Source organism: Sandarakinorhabdus sp. AAP62 (assembly GCF_000331225.1).
In the GTDB taxonomy this organism is placed as follows: domain Bacteria; phylum Pseudomonadota; class Alphaproteobacteria; order Sphingomonadales; family Sphingomonadaceae; genus Sandarakinorhabdus.
The window spans coordinates 1-23,798 of sequence record NZ_ANFY01000011.1; the positions used below are offsets into that span (position 1 = coordinate 1).

Below are 23,798 nucleotides of genomic sequence, written 5' to 3' on the forward strand. Positions count from 1 at the left end.
CCCTGCACGCGGCGGGTCCCATCGAAACTGTGTTTCGATGGGTGCCCTCGGAGGCCCCTCTTCCCTACTTCGAACGATCAAACACCACCCGGCCCCGGAACAGCGTCATCTCCGCCTTCATGTCCTTCACCGCGGCGGTGGGGACGGCATAGGGATCGCGGTCCCACACGGCGATGTCGGCGGCTTTGCCCACGACCAGCGTGCCGGCGTTGTCGGCGCGGATGAGGGGGGCGGCCCAGGTGGTGTAGCTTTTCAGGGCGGTGTGGATGTCCACGCTTTCGGCGGTGCCGAAGGGGGCTTTGCCCCATGTGCCGCCGCTGGTTTCGCGGGCGGTGGAGGCCCACAGGCCGAGGCGGGCGGGGAAGGGGGTGACGCCGGTATCGGAGCCGCCACCCCAGAGGATGCCGTTCTTCACATAGGTGGCATAGGGGTTGAGGCGCAGGGAGCGGGCGGGGCCGAGGTTGGCGGCGTAGATGTCGCCGATCCACCAGGTGAAGGTGGCCTGCGTTTCGGGGTAGCCGGAGCCGTAGTCAGCTTGCAGCGCCTTCATGGTGGAGATGGCGTGATCGGTGGGGGTGTTGGTGTGGATGATGGAGAGGCGCAGGTCTTTCACCGGGTGGGTTTTCAGCGCGTCGGCATAGCCATCCACCACCCAGTCGATCGCCTTGTCCCCAATGGCGTGGGTGCCGATGCCGATATCGGCGTTGATGAACATGGCGATCATCTGGCGATATTCGGCCGGGTCGATCTGGGGATAGCCGCTGTTGCCCTTGGCGATTTCGGTGCGGTGGTGGTTCCAGTCTTCATACATCCAGGCGGTGGGGGCGGCGCCGCTGCCGTCCATGAACAGCTTGACGCCGCAGACGCTGAGGCTGCTGTTCGCGACGGGGGCGATTTCGGCCTTGGCCTGCTTGATTTCGGCCAGCGCCTTGGTGGCCGTGGCCATGGAGCGGCCGCCGGAGAAGAGCACGCAGGCGTTGATCGGGAATTGCCCGGCCTTGGCGAGGCCGAGATAGGCCTCCCAATCAGTGCGGTCGATGCTCGGGTCCTTGAAGCCGGTCATGCCTTCTTCGTGGAGGCGGCGGATCATGTGGGTGAGCGCGGCCTGGCGCTGGGCGACGCTGGGTTCGGGGATGAGGCGGGTGACGAGATATTGCGCGGTTTCCTTCATCACGCCGGCGGGGCGGCCATCGGGGAGCTTCTCGATGGTGCCGGCAGTGGGGGTGGCGGTGGCGGCGGTGACGCCGGCCATTTTCAGGGCGAGGCCGTTGGCGACGCCATAGTGGCCGGTGGTGTTTTCCAGCCAGACCGGATTGTCCGGCGAGACGGCGTCAAGCTCGGCGGCGGTGGGGTAGCGGCCGTCGGCGAACTTGCCTTCATCCCAGCCGACGCCGAGCACCCATTGCCCCTTGGGCGTGGTGGCGACGCGGGCTTTCACCGCGGCGACCATGTCCGCCACCGAGCGGGCGCCGGCGAGCGGGATCTGGTTGAGTTCGCCCAGCCCAGTGGAGAGGATATGGGCGTGGGTGTCGATCAGGCCAGGCGTGGCGGCGCGGCCTTTCAGGTCGATCACCTTGGTTTTCGGGCCGACGAGTTTCTGGATGGCGGCGTCGCTGCCGACGGCGGTGATGGTGGTGCCGGTGATGGCGAGGGCCTGGGCGATGCTGTCCTTGGCGTCGGCGGTGATGATGCGGCCGTGGAGGAGGACGGTGTCAGCCGGCGCGGCGAGTGCCGGTGCGGCGAGAAGTGAGGTTGCTGCGAGGAATGTCCGGATCATGTCTGCCCCCTGCCCTGTGGTTGCGGGCAGTCTGGCAGCATCACCGCCTCGGTCAAGCGGGCGATCCAAAACGAACGGGTGCAGGGACGAGTCCCTGCCCGCCGGAGGCCCCTTCAGATATACTTCCGCGAAACCGCCGTCAGGTCATCGGCCAGTTCATAGACCATCGGCTGGCCGGTCGGGATTTCCTCGTGGACGATCTCGTCGTCCGACAGGCCGGAGAGATGCTTGACGAGGGCGCGCAGCGAGTTGCCGTGGGCGGCGATGATGACGCGCTTGCCGGCCTTGAGTTCGGGGGCGATGGCCTGTTCCCAATAGGGGAGGACGCGGGCGATCGTGTCTTTCAGGCTTTCGGCGGCGGGCACGGTGATGCCTTCATAGCGGCGGTCGCCGGACAGATCGAAGGGCGAGCCCGGTTCCAGCGGTGGCGGCGGCACGTCGAAGCTGCGGCGCCAGATCTTCACCTGCTCCTCGCCGTACCTGGCGGCGGTGTCGGCCTTGTTGAGGCCGGTGAGGCCGCCATAGTGGCGTTCGTTGAGGTGCCAGTTCTTGATGACCGGGATCCAGACGCGGTCCATGGCGGCGAGTGCGAGGTTCAGCGTCGTGATGGCGCGGCTCTGCACGCTGGTGAAGCCGATGTCGAAATCAAGGCCGGCTTGCCTCATGCGGCGGCCGGCGTCGAGCGCTTCGGCGGTGCCCTGATCGGTGAGGCCCACGTCCCACCAGCCGGTGAAGCGGTTTTCAAGGTTCCACTGGCTCTGGCCGTGGCGGAGAAGGACGAGTGTTGGCATGGGCGCGGTTTAGGCTGCCGGGCGACAGCAATCCAGTGCGAATTTGGCGAGCGCGAATTTGGCCAGCGCGAATTTGGTCAGCCCGAATCTTACAGGGCAGCGTCGTTGAGTTCGCCGGTGCGGATGCGGACGGTGGTGGCGATGGTCGATACGAAGATCTTGCCGTCCCCCACGCTGCCGGTGTGAGCGGCGTGCAGGATGGCATCGACAACGCGGGCAACGTCTTCGGCTTCCACCACAACTTCGATCTGCAGCTTGGGCACGAGCTGCGGGTTGTTCTCGGCGCCGCGGTAGATGTCGTCCTGGCCGATGAGGCGGCCCTGGCCGCGCACTTCGGTCACAGTCATGCCCTGCACATCGGCCTGCATCAGGGCCTCGCGCACTTGTTCCAGCTTGAACGGCTTGATGATGGCCGTGATCAGCTTCATGGCGTGGTGAACATCCCGATAGTGACGATTTGGCAATACTGCCGCAGTGCATCTGGTTACAGTATAAGGCGTTTGCCGGTGCGCGCCCGTGGCTCAGAGCGGGCGGGCCAGTTCGGTGCGGGCGATGGCCAGATCGTTGGCATCCACCATGACGCGGATGCCCGATACGCCGGGCCCGATCAGGCTGGCGATGCCGGCATCGAACAACACGCAATCAATGCCCGCGGCCTCCAGCCGGCTGCGCACGACGGCGGCTTCGACGGGAGAAAACAGCGTGTCGACGCAGGCCAGACCCATCAGCTGTAGGGCAGGTGCGATGGCGGCGTGACGGACAGCCCGTCGATGGACCGATCCCGCTCGTGATATTTGAGCAAGCGCTTGGCCGGATCGTCCTGCTTGAAATATTTGCGCAGCGTCTCGCGTTCTTCCACCAATTGCATCTTGGGCACGGCCCAGCCGCAGCTGGTCTGGGTGGAATCCACATCGATCAGGAAGATCTGGCGGACGCCGCGTTCGATGGTGAAATGCGCCGCCAGCGCGTCCCAGCCGCCATCCTGCGGCAGCACGGCGCGGCCACGGCCATAGATGCGGTAGATCAGCGCTGGCTGATCGAAGGCGCAGAACATGATGGTGATGCGGCCATCGGCAGCCAGATGCGCGTGGGTTTCATTGCCGCTGCCGCCGAAATCGAGATAGGCGCAGGCTTTCCCGCCGGGCAGCACGCGGAACGTGTCCATGCCCTTGGGGCTGAGGTTGATGCGGGCGCCTTCGGCTGCGGTGGCAACGAAGAAGACCGGCTGGCGGGCAATGAAGTCCGCATGATCGGGGGTGATGTGATCAAAGAATTCCGACATGCAGCCCTCCTTCAGCCCGCGGTGCCGCCCACCGTCAATCCGTCCACCAGCAGGGTCGGCTGGCCCACACCGGCCGGCACGCTCTGCCCGGCCTTGCCGCAGATGCCAACGCCTTCATCCAGCGCCATGTCGTTGCCGATGGCGCGCACCCGGGTCAGCACGTCGGGACCATTGCCGATCAGCGTCGCGCCTTTCAGCGGGCGGCCCAGCTTGCCATTCTCGATCTCATAGGCTTCGGTGCAGGAAAACACGAACTTGCCGCTGGTGATGTCGACCTGGCCGCCACCGAAGCTTTTGGCGAAAATGCCCTTCTTCACGCTTGAAAGGATCGTGCCCGGGTCTTCGCTGCCGCCCAGCATGAAGGTGTTGGTCATGCGCGGCATCGGCGCGTGGGCATAGGATTCGCGGCGGCCGTTGCCGGTGGGGGCAACGCCCATCAGCCGGGCGTTGAGCCGATCCTGCATGTAACCCTTCAGGATACCGTCCTCGATCAGCGTGGTGCGCCCCGTCGGCGTGCCTTCATCGTCTACGGTCAGGCTGCCGCGACGCTGATCCAGGCTGCCATCGTCAACCACGGTGACGCCGGGGGCCGCCACGCGTTCGCCGATGCGGCCCGAAAAGGCGCTGGTGCCCTTGCGGTTGAAATCGCCTTCCAGGCCGTGGCCGATGGCTTCATGCAGCAATATGCCGGGCCAGCCGGGGCCGAGCACCACGGTCATCTCGCCGGCCGGGGCATCGATGGAATCAAGATTCACCAGGGCCTGGGCCAGCGCGATATCGATGGCGCCTTCCCAGGCGGCATCCTTGAACAGCGCGTCGTAGAGATAACGCCCGCCCAGCCCGTGAAAGCCGGTTTCGCGGCGGCCATTCTTTTCGGCGACAATCTGCACGTTCAGCCGCACCAACGGCCGCACATCACGCACGCGGGTGCCATCACCGCGCAAAATCTCCACCACGTTCCAGCTGCCGAGCAGGCTGGCCGACACCTGCACCACGCGCGGATCGCGGGCACGAGCGGCGGCATCGATCTGCTGCATCAGCGCCACCTTGGCGGAAAAATCGATGCCGGCCAGCGGATTGGCATCGGTATAGCGGCGCGCATTGGTGGGCAGCGGCGGCATCGCCATGGTGCCGCCATGGCCATCGCGCACCACCTTGATGGTATCGGCAGCGCGGGCGATGGCAGCGTGCGACAGATCGTTGGCATGGGCAAAGGCGGTCATCTCGCCTGCCACGCCGCGCAGGCCAAAACCCTTCACCGTATCGAAGCTGGCCGCCTTCAGCCGGCCATCGTCAAAGGCGAAACTCTCGGACACGCCATATTGCAGATACAGCTCGCCATCGTCGCAGCCATTCAGGGCATCGGCGATCTGGGCGGCGGTGCGATCGGGGTCAAGCCCGGTATCGGTATAGAACAGCTGGGTGGCGTCGGGCGTGGTCATGGCCAAGATATGGGCCAGCGTTGGCCAAAGGGAAAGAGGTCTGTCGCCGCAGCCGCTGCAATCAACCGAAGTTGCAGGTCAGCACCCAGCGCTCGCCAGCGCGATCAAAGCTGACGCGGCTGCAATCATCCAGCACATCGCGGCCGATCAATACCCACGGATCACGGCCACCGCGACGCTTGCGATCGGCGGAAACCGTGATCGTGTCCTCGTCGTCGCTCGCTGTCGAAGTGCCCTTGGCTGCTGCGTCGATCAGCTTGGCCTGGCGTTCAGACACGCGCACGCCCAGCTGCCGCATCGGCAGGCCGGCGATGGTGAGCCCGGCCTTGGGGGTGAGCGCCTGATAGGGCAATGCCACACCGGGGAACGGCCGCCAATAACTGACCGCGTTCGCCCGCCGCGCCAGCCCGGCCGCGACCAGCGCCTCGCCGGCGCGGGCGTTCATCACGGTCGTGGGGCTGTTCAGCTCCAGGCTGATGTCCACCTCCTCATCGCCGATGCGCGACTTGATGGCGGTTTCCCCGGTGCCCTTCTTCTTGAGGACATAGGTCTGGCTGCCCGGCGGCGTCTCGCGCAGGACAATATCGATCCGGTCCGCCTTCAGTGCGCCGACAGTCAATATCCCATCGGCATCGCTGGCCACCGGCCGGCTCACCCACACGGTGGGCACCTTCTTGGGCGGCAGCCCTTGCGGCGTGATGGTCGCCAGGTTGAAGCGGAAGGTCGCCTCCCCGCCGGGGATCATGGCATTCTTGAAGGTGCGCTTGCCGAAAAAGGGAAACGGCTTCAGCCCGGCGCTTGTGGCCGGCGCCATGTTGAGAATCAGCGCCGTATCAAAGCTGAGACCGATGCGGATATTCAACGTCGCCTGCTTCACGGCGACCGGCAGATAGGGATTGCCATTCTCGCTCACGCGAAGGGTAAACACCGGCGGCGTTGCAACCTTCGCCGCCTGCACGGGTGCCGCCAGCAGCACCGATGCCAGCAGCGCCTGCGCCCTCATCGACGATCGGCCGGGCCGCCCGCCAGGATGAAACGACGGTCGCAATAGCCGCAATCTGCAAAGCCCGTCGCATCAATCTGGATCCACACGCGCGGGTGGCCATCACCGCCATGTTCATCACCATCGCAATATACGCGGGCGACATCGGTCACATAGGATTCGGGGGCCGGACGGGCGAGAGCGCGGGGAGAAGCCATGCGCGATGATTAGCAGCGCCGGGCCGGCAAGTCACCATGTCGCAGGTTGGTGCAACAGCTTTGTCATCTGGGCGCAACACCACTGCAATCTGCAGGCGGCAGATCGCGCTGGCTTGCCGCACTGCAACATCGCCGTGCCGCCAACATGGGGTCTTACGATGCGTCGTCTTCTGCTGCTTGCCTCCGCCAGCCTGTTGCCCGCCCTGCCCGGCTTTGCCGCCGAAGCCGATCAGATGGCCGAATCGATCGGCGAGGAAATCGTGGTGACGGCCCAGAAGTCCGAGCAGAAGCTGAACGATGTGCCGATCACCATCACCGCCTACACCGGGCGCAGCTTGCGTGAAATCGGCGTCACCCAGTTCGATCAACTCGCCGCCTATGTGCCCGGCCTCAACGTGCAGGAACAGTCCCCCAACAACCCGGGCTTCGTCATTCGCGGCATCACCTCGGACACCGGCTCCTCGCAAGGTTCGCCCGCCGTCACCGTCTATCTGAACGGCGTCGATGTCTCGCGGTCGCGCGGTTCCTATTTCGATCTCTATGACCTGGAGCGTGTCGAGGTCGTGAAGGGCCCGCAGTCCACCCTGTTCGGCACTGCGGCGGCGGTGGGTGTGGTCAGCGTCATCACCGCCAAGCCCAAGCCCGGCCTGTCGGGCGAACTGCGTGTGGGTTACGGCAATTATGACCAGCGCCGCATCGATGGGCACGTCAACATCGGCAACGACATCATCGCCCTGCGCGTCGCTGGCGCCATCAAGCTGCGTGACGGCGTGGTGGAAAATATCGCCGGTCGTCCCGGCTCGCAGACGCCAAATGGCCCGCGTGTGGATGATCTCAATGGCCAGGGCCAGTATGGCGCCCGCGTCTCGCTGCGCTTCACGCCAACCCCGGACCTCACCGCCGATCTGGTTGCCACCTATGACGGCCAGCGCGCGCCGGGCACCGCCTTCTCGTCGGGCACATTCGCGCCCACCGGTGGCACCACCAGCCCCTACAGCTTCAAGGAAGCCGCCGGTTCGCCGTTCAGCGCTGCCGTACTGGGCGCCGATCAGCCCAGCCTGACGCGCAATGTGTATGACGTGAACCTGACGGTGAACGCGAAGATCAGCGACGCCTGGAGCATCACCACCATCGCCGGCTATCGCAATTTCGACAGCAACGAAGTGTTCGACGCCGATGGCACCCAGGCCTGGTATCTCGAATTTGCCGAAGACGCACGCGGCGAACAGATGAGCTTTGAAGCCCGCGCCAATTTCGACAGCGAGAAGGTCCGCGGCTTCTTCGGCGCCAATTATTTCGCCGAAACCGGCTTCCAGGCCGTGCCGTTCAGTTCGGAAGAAGGCATTTTCCTGCAGTGCGCGGCGCGGCTGGTGCCGGGTCTCGCCTGCATCAACAACACCACAGGCGTGGTGGAAGCCGCCCGCGCCACCGCGATCCTGACCGGTGGCGCTGCGACCGTGCTGCCCTATTCGGCCGAACTGTTCCGCAACTCGGCTGATATCACCACTTTCAGCTTGTTTGGGGACATCACGGTGATCCCCACCCCGCGCCTGGAAATCAACCTGGGCGGCCGCTGGCTGACCGAAGACCGTGACAGCGGCATTTCCACCCGCATCCCCAACACGGTGATCACCCGCGCGCCGCTGATCCCCGGCGGCATCAACACCAATGGCGAAGTGCTCAGCGCGTCGGGGCGTTTCGATGCCTTCCTGCCGCGCGCCAACATCCTGTTCCGCGCCACCGACAGCGTGAACCTTTATGCCACCTATTCGCGTGGCCGCCGTTCGCCGGTGGTGCAGGTGAATGCTGGCCGGGTTGGCGGCGTGCTGGCCCCGGCGGTCCGCGTGTTCCCGGCCGAACTGCTCGACAATTTCGAAGCCGGCGTGAAGGGCACCATCGGCAAGCTAAACTTCAGCGTGGGCGCCTATATCATCAAGTACAAGGATTTCCAGATTTCGGTGCCGCAGCAGGGTGCGCCGGCGCTGATCGTCAATGCCGATGCCACCAACAAGGGCATTGAAGCCGAATTCGCGCTCAACCTGTCGGAAAATGTCCGGCTGTTCGCCAACGGCGCCTATATCGATGCGCGCGTGAACAATGAACCGCGCTTCGGCAATTTCGCGGGCGATCGATTCCGCCTGCAATCGGAATGGCAGGGTTCGGCTGGTGCCAATTTCCGCCTGCCGCTGGGTGACAGGATCGAACTGTTTGCCAACCCGAATGTGACCCATCGTTCGAGCGTGTTCTTCGAACTGCCCAACAACCCGGTGACCTCGCAAGGCCCCGTCACGCTGGTCAACCTGCGCGCCGGCGTGCGTGACCAGAAGGGCAAGTGGGAAGTCATCGGCTTTGCCAACAACCTGTTCGATCAGGAATATCTGCTCGACGCCGGCAACACTGGCGGCGCCTTCGGCATCCCCACCTTCATTCGCGGCCTGCCGCGCCTGTTTGGCGTGGAAGCGGTGGTGCGCTTCTGAGGGCTTGACCGGTCCCGGGCTCAGGCCTGGGACCGGCGCCGCACGCGGACCGTGCTGCCAATCAGGCCGAAGCCGATCATCATCTGCATCCACTGCCCAAGATCGGGCGCACCGGACAGCGGCAGCAAATCCGACATGGCGGGCGGCGCCGGCGCAAAGGATGTCAATCCGCCAAGCGGTGCGAGGTCGAGGCTCAGGCCAGGCGGCAGGGCATTGCTGGCCCCGAGAACCGAATTGGCCAGTGCCGCGGCCGGCAGGCTGGTCACGTCATCCATGGGCACAGCCAGCGCGGCGAGCCGGGGCAAATTCTCGCAGCCCCCGTTCAGCGGCGTGCTCGAAACCACCCCCGGCGCCGCTGGTGCGGGCGGCGGCGGCGGCGTCCGACGCAGGGCGTGGCGCACGGCCTTGACAGCATGGGAGCGGGCCGGCGGTGACGTGGCGACCATGGCGGTCATCACGGCGGGCGGGCAAATGCACAGGGCAACCAGTGCCTTGGCGACAATTGGCGTCATCGAAAGCAACCCTCACACGGCGGGATACACCCCCGCCTACGCAACATTCACAAATCTTTTGTCCGAATAACGGATCGGACATGTTCTGTTACCCAGCAGCTCTCTGTCGCGCAAGTAAAATTTGTATTAACACGGTCCCCTTGGCCGCTTGCTGCTGCGGCCGCACTTGCCGGCGTGCATCCGCTATTCTATCGCTGCCATGATGACCGAGCCCGCTATTCGCCTCACTGGCCTCACCAAGACCTATGCCGGCGGCAAGCAGGCGCTGAAGGGCATTGATCTCGACATCCCGCGCGGTTCGATCTTTGGCCTGCTGGGGCCCAACGGTGCCGGCAAATCGACGACCATCAACATCCTCGCCGGCCTGGTGAACAAGACCGCTGGCAGCGCCCGCATCTGGGGCTTCGACATCGACGAGCATCCCCGCAACGCCAAGGCCAGCATCGGCATCGTGCCGCAGGAACTGGTGTTCGATGCCTTCTTCACGCCGTTTGAAACGCTGGAACTGCAGGCCGGCCTGTTCGGCGTGCCCAAGGCACAGCGCCGCAGCATGGAATTGCTGAAGGCCGTGCGGCTGGATGACAAGGCGCATGTCTATTCGCGCACCCTTTCGGGCGGCATGAAGCGTCGGCTGCTGGTGGCAAAGGCGCTGGTGCACAATCCGCCGGTGCTGGTGCTGGATGAACCGACCGCGGGCGTGGATATCGAACTGCGGCAATTGCTGTGGGATTATGTGCGCGAACTGCACAGCATGGGCACCACCATCGTGCTGACCACCCATTATCTCGAAGAAGCCGAAAGCCTGTGCGACCGCATCGCCATCATCAACCATGGCCAGGTCGTCGCCAACGACGAAACCTCGAAGCTGCTGAGCACCACGGGTGACAAGGTGCTGGAAGTGGTGGTGGACCGCGAGCTGGCCGCCGTGCCACCGGTGCTGACTGGCTGCAAGGCGGTGGAGCTGAAAGGCCCGCGCACGCTGGTCATCACCTATGACAAGCGCACCAACAATGCCGGCGCCGTGCTGGCGATGGTGGGCGCCGCCGGGCTGGGCGTGGTGGAGGTTTCCACCCGCGAAGCCGATCTGGAAGATGTGTTCCTGGAGCTGACAAGTGGCAAGACTGCCGCCTGAGGCGCGCCATTTCGATGCCATCGTGGTGGGATCGGGTGCGGCCGGGCTGACCGCCGCGCTGCATCTGGCCGAGAAGGGCACGGTAGCGGTGCTGGCCAAGGGCGATCTGGCCGATGGCTCCACCGCCTGGGCGCAGGGCGGCATCGCTGCGGTGCTGGATGCCGGCGACACGGTGGCGGCCCATGTGGACGACACGATGGTCGCGGGCGCAGGGCTCAACCATCCCGCTACGGTGGAATATGTCGCCGGCAATGCCAGCGCCGCGATCGATCGTCTGGCGGCGCTGGGCGTGCCGTTCAACCCCGGCGAGACGGTTTCGGAACGCTGGCACCTCACCCGCGAAGGCGGCCACAGCCATCGGCGCATCGTGCATGTCGATGATGCCACCGGCTGGGCCGTATCGCAGGCACTGATCAAGGCGGCGCAGGCGCATCCCAACATCACGCTGGTGCCGCACATGGCCGCGGTCGATCTGATCACCCATCGCCACGTGCTGCACGAACGCTTCCCGCAGCGGCGCTGTCACGGCGTCTATGCGCTGGATGTGAAGAAACGCCATGTCGCGCGCTTTGTCGCCCCGGCCACAGTGCTGGCCACCGGCGGAGCGAGCCGGGTCTATCTCTATTCCACCAATCCCGATGGCGCGACCGGCGACGGCATTGCCATGGCCTGGCGGGCGGGTTGCCGGGTATCGAACATGGAATTCAACCAGTTCCACCCGACCTGCCTCTATCACCCCAAGGTCCGCAATTTCCTGATCACGGAAGCCGCGCGCGGCGAAGGCGGCCATCTGAAATTGCCCGACGGCAGCCGCTTCATGGCGCGCTATGACGACCGGCTCGAACTCGCCCCGCGCGATGTGGTGGCCCGCGCCATCGATGCCGAAATGAAGCGGCTGGGGCTGGAACATGTGCTGCTCGATCTCACCCACCTGGGTGCCGATTTCATCAAGGCGCATTTCCCTACCATCCATGCCCGGCTGCTCGAGCTGGATATCGATTGCACGCTGCAGGCCATCCCGGTGGTGCCGGCGGCGCATTACAGCTGCGGCGGCGTGATGGTCACGCTGGATGGCCGCACCGATCTGGCGGGCCTGTGGGCGGCCGGCGAAGTGACGCAGAGCGGCCTGCACGGCGCCAACCGGCTGGCCTCCAATTCCCTGCTGGAATGCCTGGTGTTCGGCCAGGCCGTGGCCGACGACATCAGCGCATCAGGCTCACCCGCGCCAGCACCGGAGGTGAAACCCTGGGATGAAAGCCGGGTGACCGACAGTGACGAGGAAGTGGTGATCGCCCACAACTGGGACGAACTACGCCGCACCATGTGGGATTATGTCGGCATCGTGCGCACCGACAAGCGCCTGGAGCGCGCCGCCCACCGGGTGAAGAATCTGCGCAAGGAAGTGCAGGATTACTACGGCAATTTCCGCATCACCGCCGATCTGATCGAGCTTCGCAACCTGGTGACGGTGGCCGATCTGATCGTGCGCTCTGCCCGCCGACGCCGCGAAAGCCGCGGCCTGCATTACAGCACCGATTATCCGGCCATGGCGGCCGAAGCGGTGGATACCATCCTCGATCCGGTGATGACCCGCGAAGCCTAGGCCGCCGCCCGCCGGGTCAGCGGAAACGGCTGCGGCTGACCGAACAGCCAGCCCTGCGCCAGGTCACAGCCCAGGCGGGTGAGCAACTGGCGCTGGGCGTCATTCTCCACCCCTTCGGCCACTACCTGCTTGCCCATCGAATGGGCCAGATCGATGGTGGCCCGCACCACCTGCTGGTTGCCGGCCGATTCCGACAGGCGCGCGATGAAGCTGCTGTCGATCTTGACGATATTGGCCGGCACGTCCCGCAGCTGGATCAGGCTGGCGTGGCCGGTGCCGAAATCATCCAGTGCCACGCTCACACCGGCATCGCGCAGGCATTCCAGCGCCTCGATCAGCGCACCGCCCAGCCCGCTCATCACCACCGATTCGGTCACTTCCACGACCAGCGCATGCGGCGGCACCCGGTGGCGGGCAAGTTCATCAAGAATGGCAACCGCCGCCGCCGTGCCCTGCAGCTGGCTGCCGACGAAGTTGACCGCCATGGTCAGATCGCGGCCGTCGCTGCGCAGCGTCGCCAGCTGTTCCAGCGCCAGTTTCAGCACATGGGCCTGAAGCTGCGGCAGCAGGGTGGATTCGCGCAGCACATCGGGGAAATCACCCGGGGCCAGCAGGCCCAGGCGCGGATGCTGCCAGCGCAGCAGCGCCTCATAGCCGACCAGCGTGTCGTCCAGCTGCACAACGCGCTGATAATGCAGCAGGAACTGATTGCCGGCCAGGCCAACACGGGCTTCCGACAGCAGGCGGGTGCGGGCTTCGGCTTCATCGGCCATGCTGCTGTCATAACTGCGCCAGCAGCCTCTGCCGGCGGCCTTGGCGCGGTACAGGGCCAGATCGGCCTGCTTGCAGATGCGGGCCAGCGACAGGCTCTTGTCTTCCGACGCGCTGTGGCCGGCGCAGATCGAGATGGTGAGATTATGGCCCGAATGGCGCAGCGGCACGCCCGAAGACAGGGCGATCATCTGGCGCACCGCCGACAGGCGCTCGCGGGCGGCGCCGGTCAAGAGGATGACGAATTCGTCGCCGCCAACACGGGCGATATTGGCTTCGGGCCCGGCCGCCGCCGTCAATCTTTCCGCCACCGCCACAATCAGCGCATCGCCCGCATCATGGCCGGCCATGTCGTTCGTCTGTTTCAGGAAGTCGATGTCGATGGCGATCACGTCGATGCCGGAATTGCGGGCCAGCGGCTGTTCCAGCATGTTCTGGAACAGGGCGCGATTGCCCAGGCCAGTCAGCGGATCGGTGGTCGCCACGCGGAACAGGGTTTCGCGTTCGGCATCGGCGGCATCGGCATCGCGGCGCAGCTGGCGGAAGCGATCGGCAATGGCCAGTGACAGCAGCAGCGATTCCCAGCCGATCGCGGCAAAGCCGGCCAGATCGACCATGTCATCCTGCGGCAGCAGTTCGAAATTGCGGAAGATGCGCAGCACCAGCACCGCCAGCGCCGGCAGCCAGCCCGCCAGATAATACCAGATGGCCCGGCTGCCGCGCAGCGCCGCATAGCCCGACGCGATGGTGAGCGTGACCGTGATGATGACCAGCCAGACGTTGAGGAGCAGGTCCCCCAGCGAGGCCAGGAACAACGTGTCGAACGCGGCCAGCACCGAGGTGAGCGCAACGCCCATGCCGGCGAGCTGGCCAAAATCGATCAGCCGCTGGGGCAGCTTGTCCTTCTCGATCAGCGAGAAGAAGAAGGCGGCGCCAGACACCACCATCAGGCCGATGAGCAGATAGAAGGTGCGCACCGAAGCCGGCCCGGCCAGGAACGGGAAAACGTTGAGGATGGCGCCGGACCAGACCAGCAGATAGCCCAGGCTGCCTGCCAGCCACACCACATACCAGCGCTGGAACCCGGTACGCAGCCAGGTAAGCAGGAACATGTTGTACACAAAAGCCGAAAACAGCATGCCGAGCACGAGGGCGACCTGCACGGTCCAGCGCAGCACATGCGCTTCATGGCCGGCGGCATCCATCGCCTTCATGGAACGCAGCAGGCCCGGCGCATCCATGTCGCGATAGCCGATCTGGATGGCCGACACGTCGGGCCCCGGCACCGGGATCTGGAAACGCAGATTATTGCCCATCGACCAGTTGCGGCCGAGATCGAACTGGCCGCGGTAGATCACGGCGGCGCCGCCGGCATGCACCACCCGGATTTCAACGGCGGTGAAGCGGACATTGTCGATCACCAGGTTCCAGTCCGTCGGCATGCGCTGCAGCCGCACCGGATCAACGGCGAACCAGGTCCATTTGGCGGGGGGATCCTTGGCCGCACCGGGCGACATGGGGGTGATGCAGTTGCTGCCCTGGCAGGTCGGAACCTGCTTGTACGCGAGTTGCACGGTCTCGGCTCGCGCCGGTGCCACCCAAAGCGCGAAGAACAGCCCCACCACCAATACGATCAGACCCCAAGATCGTCTGGTAAAGGGGGCCAGGCGACCCATCAGAGCCGATGTCGGTCTGCTGCCTTGTCGCAACATTCCGTCCTTTGCCTATCCCTCGTAAGAGACAAACATAAGGGACAAGCTCTTTAGGAACCATTACCGCCTGCTTCTGCAGGCATTTTTCCAAGGTAAAAGTGCCGGAAACAGCGTCCGAATCAGCGCATCAACTGCCGCACATCAACCAAATGCCCCGAAATGGCCGCCGCTGCCGCCATCGCGGGCGACAGCAGATGGGTGCGGGCGCCGGGGCCCTGGCGGCCAACGAAATTGCGATTCGACGTGCTGGCGCAGCGCTCGCCGGCCGGCACCTGATCGGGGTTCATGCCCAGGCACATGGAACAGCCCGGTTCCCGCCATTCAAAGCCGGCCGCGATGAAGATGCGGTCCAGCCCTTCGGCTTCGGCCTGGCGCTTGACGAGGCCAGAGCCCGGCACCACCAGCGCCTGCCGCACATTGCCGGCAACCTTGCGGCCCTTCACCACGTCGGCCGCCACGCGCAGATCCTCGATGCGGCTGTTGGTGCAGCTGCCGATGAAGATATTCTCCACGGCCACATCTTCCATCCGGGTGCCGGGGGCGAGCCCCATGTAATCCAGGCTCTTGGCGGCGGCCGCGCGCTTGCCGGCATCGGCAAAGCTGGCCGGATCGGGCACGGCGCCGGTGATCGCCACCACATCGTCCGGGCTGGTGCCCCAGGTGACGAGCGGCGCGATGGCGCTGCCGTCGATCTCGATGCGCTTGTCATAAGCGGCGCCGGCGTCGGTCTTCAGCGTTTTCCACCAGGCCAGGGCCGCATCCCACGCCGCACCGGTTGGCGCGCGCGGCCGGCCCCGCACATAGGCGAAGGTCTTTTCATCCGGCGCAATCAGGCCAGCCCGCGCCCCGGCTTCGATGGCCATGTTGCACAAGGTCATGCGGCCTTCCATCGACAGCGCCTCGATCACCGGGCCGGTATATTCGATGACATGGCCAGCGCCGCCGCCCGAGCCCAGCGCACCACACACGGCGAGCGCCACATCCTTGGCCGAAACCGAGAAGCCCAGTTCGCCGGTCACATGCACTTCCAGCGTCTTGGACTGGCGCAGCAGCAGCGTCTGTGTCGCAAACACATGTTCCACTTCCGACGTGCCGATGCCGAAGGCCAATGCCCCGAAGGCACCGTGCGTGGCCGTGTGGCTGTCGCCACAAACCAGGGTGACGCCCGGCAGGGTGAAGCCCTGTTCCGGGCCGATGACATGGACAATGCCCTGTTCCGGCGCGTCGATGCTGTAAAGCTCCACGCCGAAATCGGTGCAGTTGGTCACCAACGCTTCCAGCTGCGCCTTCGACATCGGATCGAGGATGGGCAGCCGGCGATCGGTCGTCGGCACATTGTGATCGGGCACGGCCAGGGTCAGATCGGGCCGGCGCAGCTTGCGGCCCGCCAGGCGCAGCGATTCGAAGGCCTGCGGGGTCGTCACCTCATGGATGAGGTGGCGATCGATGAAGATCAGCGCGGTGCCGTCGTCCAGCGTCTCGACGACATGATCATCCCAGATCTTTTGATAGAGGGTGCGGGGCGTGCTGCTCATGGCGTGAGGCTGTGCCAAGCCCGCGCGCCAAAATCCAGTGGCAAATGCGGTTCAGCCCGCGATGCTCCGCAGCGCAGAGATCAGCAAATCCACCTCGTCCTGGTTGTTATAGTGGGTGAAACCGACCCGGACCGCACCGCGATCCCGCAGGCCAAGGACACCGGCCGGTTCCCACGCGTAATAATAGCCGTTCCACACGAAGATGTTGCGCGCCGCCAGCGCTTCGGCAATCGCATCGGCGCTGTGGCCGGCGATTTCAAAGGTGAAGGTGGCGACCCGTTCGTGCAGCCGATTGGCATTGGCGATGCCGTGCAACGTCACGCCCGGCACCGTGGCGATCCGGTCAAGGAAACGCCGCATCAGTTCCGTCTCATGCGCCTGCGCCGCCGCCAGCCCGGCCACCAGCCGTTGCCGCAGCGGCGCGCTGGCGCTGACCGTGCCGGCGGCCTCGCCCAGCCAGGCCAGATGCTCGATGGCTGCCGTGGTGCCCGCCATCGCCTCGAAACTCGGCGTGCCGGGCATCAACCGGGTCGGCATCGTGTCAACGGAGGGGCGGACTTTCAGCGGCTGGATCAGGCCCTGCAGCCGGTGCGAGACATGCATCACCCCCAGGTGCGGCCCGAAGAATTTATAGGCCGAAGCCGCCATCAGGTCGCAGCCGATGGCCTGCACATCCAGCACGATGTGCGGCGCGGACTGCACGGCATCGACGATGCTCACCGCACCCACGGCGCGCGCCGCAGCACAGACGGCAGCGACATCGTTGATGGTGCCAAGGAAATTGCTGGCATGGCCCACGGCAACGGCACGGGTACGGCTGTCGATCAGATCGGGCAGGGTTTCCAGTTTCAGCGCAAAAGTCTGGCGATCCCATTCGATGAAGCGCACCTCCACCCCGCGCGCCTGCGCCGACTGCAGCCAGGGCGAGACATTGGCATCATGATCCATGCGGGTGAGCAGGATATTGTCGCCAGCCCGCCAATCAGCCGCGATCAGCGGCGCCATCTGGAAGAACAGGCTGGTGGTGTTGAGGCCGAAGATCACCTCATCCTCGGCGCAGTTGAACAGCGCAGCAGCAGCAGCCAGCGCCGCCTCGACGATGGCGCCGGTGGCCACGCTGGTGCGGAAGGTGCCGCCATCGTTGGCGCAGGCGGCGATCATGGTGTGGCTCATGGCCTCGACCACCCGGCCCGCGACCTGGGTACCGGCCGGCGCATCGAGATAGAGGCGCGGGCGCCCATCATCGACCAGCGCCAGCGCCGGAAAGGCCGCGCGAACATCGTGCATCGGCAATGTCATTTCAGTCCCCCCAATTGCGGGGGACTTATTGGCCCAGCGCGTCCACGGCGGCAAGCACGGCTTCGGGCTGTGGGCGCACGCGATAATTGGCCTCCATCAGCCGGGCGCGAATGATGCCTTTCCTGTCAATCACATAGACCGAGGCCAACGGCACGCCATAGGCCTTGTTGCCCAGCGGATAGGCCGGATCGCGCAGCTGCCAGCCATCGATAACCTTCGATTGCGGGTCCGACAGCAGCGGCCAGTTCACCTTGCGCTCGGCCGCGAACTTGGCCAGCACTTCGAAGCTGTCATAGGACAGGCCGACCAGCGCATAACCGCGCTGCGCCAGGCCATCAGCGGCCTTGTCGTTCATGGCGATCAGCTGCGCCTTGCAGAACGGGCACCACGACGCCGAACGAAAGAACATCAGCACCGTGCCCTTGCGGCCAGCCACCTGCTTCAGCGTGCGGGTCTTGCCGGTGATATCGGTGCCGGCCACGGCGGGCGCCTTGTCCCCCACCGCCGGGAAGGCCGCAGCCGGCGCGGCGATGACGGATAGGGCGATGAGGGCGGGGATGATGCGCATGAAGGGCCTTTCGCGCCGGTGCCGGCAATGGTTGCAGCTTACTCTTCATCAAGCAGTGGCAGTTGCACCTGATTGGCTGGCGGCACCAGCCCGAGATGTTTCCACGCCGGGCCGTTCAGCATGCGGCCGCGCGCGGTGCGGGCGATCAGGCCCTGCTGGATCAGGAAGGGTTCGATCACGTCTTCCACCGTGTCGCGCGCTTCCGACAGGCCGGCGGCAATCGTCTCGATCCCCACCGGCCCGCCGCGATAAATGTCGGCGATCATCATCAGATAGCGCCGGTCCATGGCGTCGAGACCGAGGCGGTCAACCTCCAGCCGGCTGAGCGAGGCATCGGCGAGTTTCTGATCCACCGGCTTGCCGCCGGCAAAATCGCGTACCCGCCGAAGCAGCCGGCCGGCGATGCGCGGCGTGCCCCGCGCCCGCGCCGCAATCTCGCGCGCGCCATCGGCGGTGAGTGGCAGATCGAGCAGCCGCGCGGCGCGGGTGACCACCTGTTCCAGTTCATCGACGGAATAGAAGTTCAGCCGTAGCGGGATGCCGAAGCGGTCACGCAGCGGCGTCGTCAGCAGCCCGGCACGGGTGGTGGCGCCCACCAGCGTGAACGCCGGCAGATCGATGCGGACCGAGCGCGCCGATGGGCCTTCGCCGATCATGATGTCGAGCACCCGGTCTTCCATCGCCGGATAGAGGATCTCCTCCACGGCTGGCGACATGCGGTGGATTTCATCGATGAACAGCACATCGTGCGGTTCAAGATTGGTGAGGATGGCGGCCAGATCGCCGGCCTTGGCAATCACCGGGCCGGAGGTGGCGCGGAACCCCACGCCCAATTCGCGCGCCACGATCTGCGCCAGCGTCGTCTTGCCCAGGCCCGGCGGGCCGTGCAGCAGCACATGGTCCATCGCTTCGCCACGCCCGCGGGCGGCGGCGATGAACACGCCAAGATTCTCGCGCAGCGCCTGCTGGCCGATGAACTCGTCCAGCCCCTTGGGCCGCAGCGCGGCGTCGATGTCGTCCGGGCGACGCTGGGGGGAGAGATCGGCGGTCATGGTGCGTGGCTAGGCCAAGGCGCGCATTGCAACAAGAGGTGGCGCATGCGGCTAGAACCCTCCCCCAACCCCTCCCTTGCAGGGAGGGGAGTCACGTTCGCCCCCCTCCCTGCAAGGGAGGGGTTGGGGGAGGGTGCGAGCCTCACCGCGCGCTCTTCTTCAGCGCCACACGCACCACGTCATTCAGCCCGGCGCCCTCGCCCAGTTCGGCCAGCGCTTCGGAGACGGCGCGGCTGGCGTCCATCGGCTTGAAGCCGAGTGCGGCGAGGGCCGCCACCGCATCCTCGACAATGCGGGCGCCGGCCTGCACCGGCAACGGCGCACCGGCCGAAAGCGCGACGCCGCCCATCTTGCCCTTCAACTCATTGGCGATGCGGGCGGCGAGCTTGGGGCCGACGCCATTGGCGCGCGCCAGCGAGGCGGCATCACCGGCCGCCACGGCATGCGCCACCTGATCGGGCGTCAGCACCGAAAGGATATTGAGCGCCACGCGGCCGCCCACGCCCTGCACGGTGATCAGCGCCCGGAACGCCGCCAGTTCGGCCTCGGACGGGCATCCGAACAGGGTGATGGCATCCTCGCGCACCTGCGTCTCGATGTGCATGGCAATGGGCTGGCCGACGGACAGGTTGGCCAGCGCGCGGGTGGAGGCCTGCACAAGATAGCCCACCCCGTTCACGTCGATCACCAGCGCGTCGGCCGACACGCTGTCCACCAGGCCTCTCAGTCGCGCGATCATCCCATCAACTCACGCATGTTTTTCACCAGGTGCGCATGGGCGATTGCCACCGCCAACGCGTCAGAGGCATCGCTGCCAGCAATCTGCGCGCCCGGCAACAGCCGTTCCACCATTGCCTGCACCTGGGGCTTTTCGGCGGCACCGGTGCCGGTAAGCGCCTTCTTGACGGCCCGGGTCGAATGTTCGGCCACCATCAGCCGCGCGCGGCCCACACACAGCAGCGCCACGCCGCGCGCCTGCACCAGCTTGATCGCCGATTGCGGGTTGGAATTGACGAACACCTCCTCCACCGCCGCCTCCGTGGGCTGGTGGGCGGCGATCACCGCCATCAGTTCGTCGTGCAGCAGCCGCAGCCGCTCCACCATCGGTTCGGTGACGCGGGTCTTGATGGTGCCATTGGCGACGTGCCGCAGCCGGTTGCCCTCGGCCACGATCACCCCCCAGCCGGTGGCGGCCAGGCCGGGATCAAGGCCGATGATGGTGCGCCCGCTGGTAGCACGGGCCTCGCGGCGCTCGGCACCCTCCCCCGGCCCCTCCCTGCGAGCAGGGAGGGGAGCTGCTTCTCCCCTCCCTTGCAAAGGGAGGGGTTGGGGGAGGGTCTGCGGGCCGCGCGCTGCACGCAGGATCGTCTGCAAGACGCCTTCCAGATCAAGTCCAACCTGCTGATTGGAAAAGCGGACCACCTGCAATCCGCGCAGCGCCAACAGCCTCGCATCGCGGCGCGCATCGCGGTCGGGATCGTCGTGCGTGCGGCCATCGAGTTCCACCACCAGCCTGGCCTCCGGGCAGTAGAAATCGACAATCACCCCTTCGATGACCGCCTGGCGTCGAAACTTGAGCCCATCGAGCCTTCGCGCCGAAAGCGCACGCCAGAGCGCCTGCTCCGGCGGCGTCGGCTCGGCCCGCATCGCGCGGGCAAAACCGCCAAGACGGGGATCGATACGACGGGCCATGGTGCAACGGTTAGCGGGCGAACGGGTGAGGAACAAGCGGCTCGCTGCGCTCGCACCCTCCCCCGACCCCTCCCTGCACGCAGGGAGGGGAGATCATCTCGCCTGGCCCAGTGTCACGCCAAGAGTCACAAACGTTTCGCTGCGCAGCTTCCAGCCCTGCGAGGTTGGCACCCACACCGCCAGATATTCGCCGCTGAACCGGCCATTGAGGCTGCCGCCCGACCAGTGGCCGCGCTCCATGGCGCGTTGTGGCGGGTTGGCGACGGTCACCACGTCGGGTGTGCGCACGAAGCCGAGAAAGCCCGGCGTCTTGAAGGCGCGGGCGAAATAATCGGTCATGGCTTCAGCGCCGATGATGGCTTCGCCGCCGGTGCCGGCAATGCCGACATAGGCTTCTCCCAGCGCGGCGCGCACGCCAGCGGCATCGCGGGCAGCGATGGCGGCGTTGTAGGCGGCGCGCGCGGCCTTGATCTCGGCAACCGGATCAGCAGCAGCGGGCGTCGCCATGATCATCAGCAGCGCCCCCAGCCTCACAGACTGGCCATCACGTCGTCGGGCACATCGTAATTGCCCCACACCGTCTGCACGTCGTCATCATCGTCCAGCACGTCGATCAGCTTCATCAGCTGCGCGGCATCCTCGGCGCCCACCGTCACCATCGTGCCCGGCTTCCACGCCAGCCTGGCCTGGCCGCTGTCGCCCAGCACCGGTTCCAGCGCGCGGGCAACTTCGTGCAGATTTTCGATGCCGACCCAGATTTCGTGGCCGTCCTCGCTCGATTCCACATCGTCGGCGCCGGCTTCCAGTGCGGCTTCGAACACGGCATCGGCGCTGCCGGCACTGGCCGGATAGGAAATCAGGCCCAATCGCTCGAAACCGTGAGAGACGCTGCCCGACGCGCCGAGGTTGCCGCCATTCTTGGCCATGGCGGTGCGCACGTTGGTGGCAGTGCGGTTCCGGTTGTCGGTGAGGGTCTCGATGATCAGGCTCACACCGCCGGGGCCGAAGCCTTCGTAGCGCACCTCTTCATAGTTCGCCGTGTCACCACCCTGCGACTTGTCGATGGCGCGCTGGATATTGTCTTTCGGCATGCCTTCCACCCGCGCGGCGAGCACGGCGGCGCGCAGGCGCGGATTGTTGGCCGGATCGGGCATGCCCATCTTGGCCGCCACGGTGATTTCGCGGGAAAGCTTTGAAAACAGGGCGCTGCGCTTCTTGTCCTGCGCGCCCTTCCTGTGCATGATGTTCTTGAATTTGCTGTGGCCGGCCATGATCGTTCGTTCGTTGCTGCGGGATGAGCAGCGGCCTTAGCAACCAAGGCGCGAAACGGCAATCAGGCCAGCTTCACCCCCCAAGCTTCACGGCCGTGCCGCTGGCTGTCACCATCAACATCGAATCCGACGCGCCGAGCGCATTGAAGGTGAGTTGCACGCCGATCACCGCATCGGCGTCCAGCCGGGCCGCATGGTCCTGCATTTCCAGCAGCGCTTCCTTGCGGGCCTGCTGCATCACCTCTTCCCATGCGCCGGAGCGGCCACCCACGATATCGCGGATTCCCGCCAGGATATCGCGGAAGATGTTGGCGCCCATGATGGTCTCACCCGAAACGATGCCCAGATAATGGGTGGCCGGGCGGCCTTCGATGGTAGGCGTGGTGGTGACGATCATGTCCGTCTCCTTCAGGCCAGTGTGGCCAGCGCCTGTTTGAGCATCACGCCGCACAGATGGGCGCGATAGTCGGCACTGGCGTGGATATCGCTGTTGAGATCATCCGCCGCCAGCACCAGCCCGGCGGTATCGCGGCCGGCGTCCAGCGCGGCTTCAGCGTCCGTCCAGCGGAACACGCCAGGCCCGGCCCCGGTCACCGCGACGCGCCAGCCGGATGCATGGCGGGCGACATAGACGCCAACCATGGCATAGCGCGATGCCGGGTGGCGGAACTTGGCATAGGATGATTGCTGCGGCAGCGCGAAGCCGACGCGCGTGATGATCTCACCATCGCCCAGCGCGGTGCTGAACATGCCTTGGAAGAAATCATCCGCAGCGTGGGCACCGCGATCCGTCTCGATCACCGCGTCCAGCGCCAGCGCGGCGGCAGGATAATCGGCAGCCGGGTCATTGTTGGCCAGGCTGCCACCGATGGTGCCGCGATTGCGCACCTGCGCGTCGCCGATGCCGGCAGCCAGGCAGGCCAGGCCCGGAATGGCGGAGGCCTTGGCAGCCACATCGGCATGGGTGGTCATCGCGCCGATCCACAGCCGGTTACCATCCACGGCCAGGCCCGACAGGCCCAACCCCGACAGATCAACCAGCGCATCGGGCATGCGCAGGCGGGATTTCATCGCCGGGATCAGCGTGTGGCCACCGGCGATGAAGGCGGCTTCGCCCTGTGCGCCGGAAAAGGCCGCAGCAGCGGCCGCCACACTGGTCGGGCGGTGCAGGGCAAAATCACGCATGGGGTGCCTCCCCAAGGCTTTCCATTGCGGCTGCGCCGGCAACGATTGCCTTCACGATATTGATGTAACCGGTGCAGCGGCAGAGATTGCCTTCCAGTTCGTGGGTGACCAGTTCCGGCGTCAGCTTCGTGCCGTGCTTGCGCACCATCTCCATGCCCGCCATCACCATGCCCGGCGTGCAGAAACCGCATTGCAGGCCGTGGGCTTCGCGGAAGGCCTGCTGCATCGGGTGCAGCGCTTCGGGCGTGCCCAGCCCTTCGATCGTGGTGATGCGGGCGCCCTGTGCCTGCGCGGCCAGCATGGTGCAGGCCTTCACCGCAGCGCCATCGATCAGCACGTTGCAGGCCCCGCACTGGCTGGTGTCGCAGCCGATATGGGTGCCGGTCAGGCCCAGATCGTCGCGCAGCACTTCCACCAGCAGCGCGGCCGCCGGGGCGTCCACGCTGTGGCCTTGGCCATTGATGGTCAGCGTCATCTGCATCGGCTTCTCCCCCCCG

24 protein-coding genes and 1 pseudogene are annotated in these 23,798 nt (G+C 65.9%); 3 read left to right on the forward strand and 22 right to left on the reverse strand.

The window, feature by feature from the left end; genetic code table 11:
* Positions 1 to 64: 64 nt before the first annotated feature.
* From D619_RS0111505 to D619_RS16445, 8 genes are all read right to left on the reverse strand, one after another.
* A complete protein-coding gene (locus tag D619_RS0111505) occupies positions 65 to 1,777 on the reverse strand; it encodes an amidohydrolase (protein WP_017668745.1) in 1,713 nt (570 codons plus the stop codon).
* Between the two features lie 113 nt (positions 1,778 to 1,890).
* On the reverse strand, positions 1,891 to 2,568 hold the full coding sequence (gene gpmA, locus D619_RS0111510; protein WP_017668746.1) for a 2,3-diphosphoglycerate-dependent phosphoglycerate mutase: 678 nt from the start codon (positions 2,566 to 2,568) through the stop codon (positions 1,891 to 1,893).
* An 89-nt stretch (positions 2,569 to 2,657) separates the two neighbouring features.
* A complete protein-coding gene (locus tag D619_RS0111515) occupies positions 2,658 to 2,996 on the reverse strand; it encodes a P-II family nitrogen regulator (protein ID WP_017668747.1) in 339 nt (112 codons plus the stop codon).
* A 93-nt stretch (positions 2,997 to 3,089) separates the two neighbouring features.
* Positions 3,090 to 3,293 carry a DUF2007 domain-containing protein gene (locus D619_RS0111520; protein WP_017668748.1) on the reverse strand — a complete coding sequence of 68 codons (204 nt, stop codon included), beginning with the start codon at positions 3,291 to 3,293 and terminating at the stop codon, positions 3,090 to 3,092.
* Complete coding sequence (locus tag D619_RS0111525) at positions 3,293 to 3,850, reverse strand: pyridoxamine 5'-phosphate oxidase family protein (protein WP_017668749.1); 558 nt, start codon at positions 3,848 to 3,850, stop codon at positions 3,293 to 3,295. Before D619_RS0111525 ends, D619_RS0111520 begins: the two co-directional genes overlap by 1 nt.
* An 11-nt stretch (positions 3,851 to 3,861) precedes the next feature.
* Entirely contained in the window at positions 3,862 to 5,292 is a 1,431-nt protein-coding gene (tldD, locus tag D619_RS0111530; RefSeq protein WP_017668750.1) for a metalloprotease TldD, read from the reverse strand.
* 61 nt (positions 5,293 to 5,353) lie between these two features.
* Positions 5,354 to 6,295, reverse strand: coding sequence for a hypothetical protein (locus D619_RS0111535; RefSeq protein WP_017668751.1), 942 nt, complete (start codon positions 6,293 to 6,295; stop codon positions 5,354 to 5,356).
* Positions 6,292 to 6,492, reverse strand: a complete 201-nt coding sequence (locus D619_RS16445) for a zinc-finger domain-containing protein (RefSeq protein ID WP_017668752.1) — start codon at positions 6,490 to 6,492, stop codon at positions 6,292 to 6,294. The genes D619_RS0111535 and D619_RS16445 overlap by 4 nt, the downstream gene beginning before the upstream one ends.
* Positions 6,493 to 6,650: 158 nt before the next feature.
* Between D619_RS16445 and D619_RS0111545 the strand changes: the two genes are divergently transcribed.
* On the forward strand, positions 6,651 to 8,969 hold the full coding sequence (locus D619_RS0111545) for a TonB-dependent receptor (RefSeq protein ID WP_017668753.1): 2,319 nt from the start codon (positions 6,651 to 6,653) through the stop codon (positions 8,967 to 8,969).
* Positions 8,970 to 8,989: 20 nt separating this feature from the next.
* Here the strand turns inward: D619_RS0111545 and D619_RS0111550 are convergent, their stop codons facing one another.
* On the reverse strand, positions 8,990 to 9,424 hold the full coding sequence (locus D619_RS0111550) for a hypothetical protein (protein WP_152417430.1): 435 nt from the start codon (positions 9,422 to 9,424) through the stop codon (positions 8,990 to 8,992).
* Between the two features lie 259 nt (positions 9,425 to 9,683).
* Here D619_RS0111550 and D619_RS0111555 point away from each other — a divergent pair, with 259 nt between their 5' ends.
* Positions 9,684 to 10,613, forward strand: a complete 930-nt coding sequence (locus D619_RS0111555) for an ABC transporter ATP-binding protein (RefSeq protein ID WP_026090987.1) — start codon at positions 9,684 to 9,686, stop codon at positions 10,611 to 10,613.
* On the forward strand, positions 10,594 to 12,216 hold the full coding sequence (nadB, locus tag D619_RS0111560) for an L-aspartate oxidase (protein ID WP_017668756.1): 1,623 nt from the start codon (positions 10,594 to 10,596) through the stop codon (positions 12,214 to 12,216). The genes D619_RS0111555 and nadB overlap by 20 nt, the downstream gene beginning before the upstream one ends.
* Here nadB and D619_RS0111565 read toward each other — a convergent pair.
* The 13 genes and pseudogenes from D619_RS0111565 to D619_RS0111620 form a co-directional block, all read right to left on the reverse strand.
* Entirely contained in the window at positions 12,213 to 14,663 is a 2,451-nt protein-coding gene (locus D619_RS0111565; RefSeq protein ID WP_193743305.1) for an EAL domain-containing protein, read from the reverse strand. The genes nadB and D619_RS0111565 overlap by 4 nt on opposite strands.
* A 155-nt stretch (positions 14,664 to 14,818) precedes the next feature.
* Complete coding sequence (gene leuC, locus D619_RS0111570) at positions 14,819 to 16,234, reverse strand: 3-isopropylmalate dehydratase large subunit (protein ID WP_017668758.1); 1,416 nt, start codon at positions 16,232 to 16,234, stop codon at positions 14,819 to 14,821.
* Positions 16,235 to 16,285: 51 nt separating this feature from the next.
* A complete protein-coding gene (locus D619_RS0111575) occupies positions 16,286 to 17,521 on the reverse strand; it encodes a cysteine desulfurase-like protein (RefSeq protein ID WP_017668759.1) in 1,236 nt (411 codons plus the stop codon).
* A gap of 37 nt (positions 17,522 to 17,558) precedes the next feature.
* On the reverse strand, positions 17,559 to 18,101 hold the full coding sequence (locus D619_RS16450) for a peroxiredoxin family protein (protein ID WP_017668760.1): 543 nt from the start codon (positions 18,099 to 18,101) through the stop codon (positions 17,559 to 17,561).
* Between the two features lie 38 nt (positions 18,102 to 18,139).
* Positions 18,140 to 19,153 (reverse strand): Holliday junction branch migration DNA helicase RuvB, encoded by a 1,014-nt coding sequence (ruvB, locus tag D619_RS0111585; protein WP_017668761.1) that lies wholly within the window; start codon positions 19,151 to 19,153, stop codon positions 18,140 to 18,142.
* A gap of 142 nt (positions 19,154 to 19,295) precedes the next feature.
* Positions 19,296 to 19,892 (reverse strand): Holliday junction branch migration protein RuvA, encoded by a 597-nt coding sequence (gene ruvA / locus D619_RS0111590; RefSeq protein WP_017668762.1) that lies wholly within the window; start codon positions 19,890 to 19,892, stop codon positions 19,296 to 19,298.
* Positions 19,889 to 20,371, reverse strand: coding sequence for a crossover junction endodeoxyribonuclease RuvC (gene ruvC, locus D619_RS18330; protein ID WP_026090989.1), 483 nt, complete (start codon positions 20,369 to 20,371; stop codon positions 19,889 to 19,891). The genes ruvA and ruvC overlap by 4 nt, the downstream gene beginning before the upstream one ends.
* Positions 20,372 to 20,518: 147 nt before the next feature.
* Positions 20,519 to 20,845 (reverse strand): annotated as a pseudogene (locus D619_RS18335) (DUF559 domain-containing protein); the annotation flags it as partial.
* A 93-nt stretch (positions 20,846 to 20,938) separates the two neighbouring features.
* Positions 20,939 to 21,352 (reverse strand): DUF4440 domain-containing protein, encoded by a 414-nt coding sequence (locus D619_RS0111600; protein WP_193743306.1) that lies wholly within the window; start codon positions 21,350 to 21,352, stop codon positions 20,939 to 20,941.
* Positions 21,353 to 21,375: 23 nt separating this feature from the next.
* Positions 21,376 to 22,116, reverse strand: coding sequence for a YebC/PmpR family DNA-binding transcriptional regulator (locus D619_RS0111605; RefSeq protein WP_017668765.1), 741 nt, complete (start codon positions 22,114 to 22,116; stop codon positions 21,376 to 21,378).
* A 73-nt stretch (positions 22,117 to 22,189) separates the two neighbouring features.
* Positions 22,190 to 22,513: a YbjQ family protein gene (locus D619_RS0111610; protein ID WP_017668766.1), complete on the reverse strand. Its 324-nt coding sequence runs from the start codon at positions 22,511 to 22,513 to the stop codon at positions 22,190 to 22,192.
* A gap of 11 nt (positions 22,514 to 22,524) precedes the next feature.
* Entirely contained in the window at positions 22,525 to 23,301 is a 777-nt protein-coding gene (locus tag D619_RS0111615) for an FAD binding domain-containing protein (RefSeq protein WP_017668767.1), read from the reverse strand.
* Positions 23,294 to 23,782 (reverse strand): (2Fe-2S)-binding protein, encoded by a 489-nt coding sequence (locus D619_RS0111620; RefSeq protein WP_017668768.1) that lies wholly within the window; start codon positions 23,780 to 23,782, stop codon positions 23,294 to 23,296. Before D619_RS0111620 ends, D619_RS0111615 begins: the two co-directional genes overlap by 8 nt.
* Between the last annotated feature and the right edge of the window lie 16 nt (positions 23,783 to 23,798).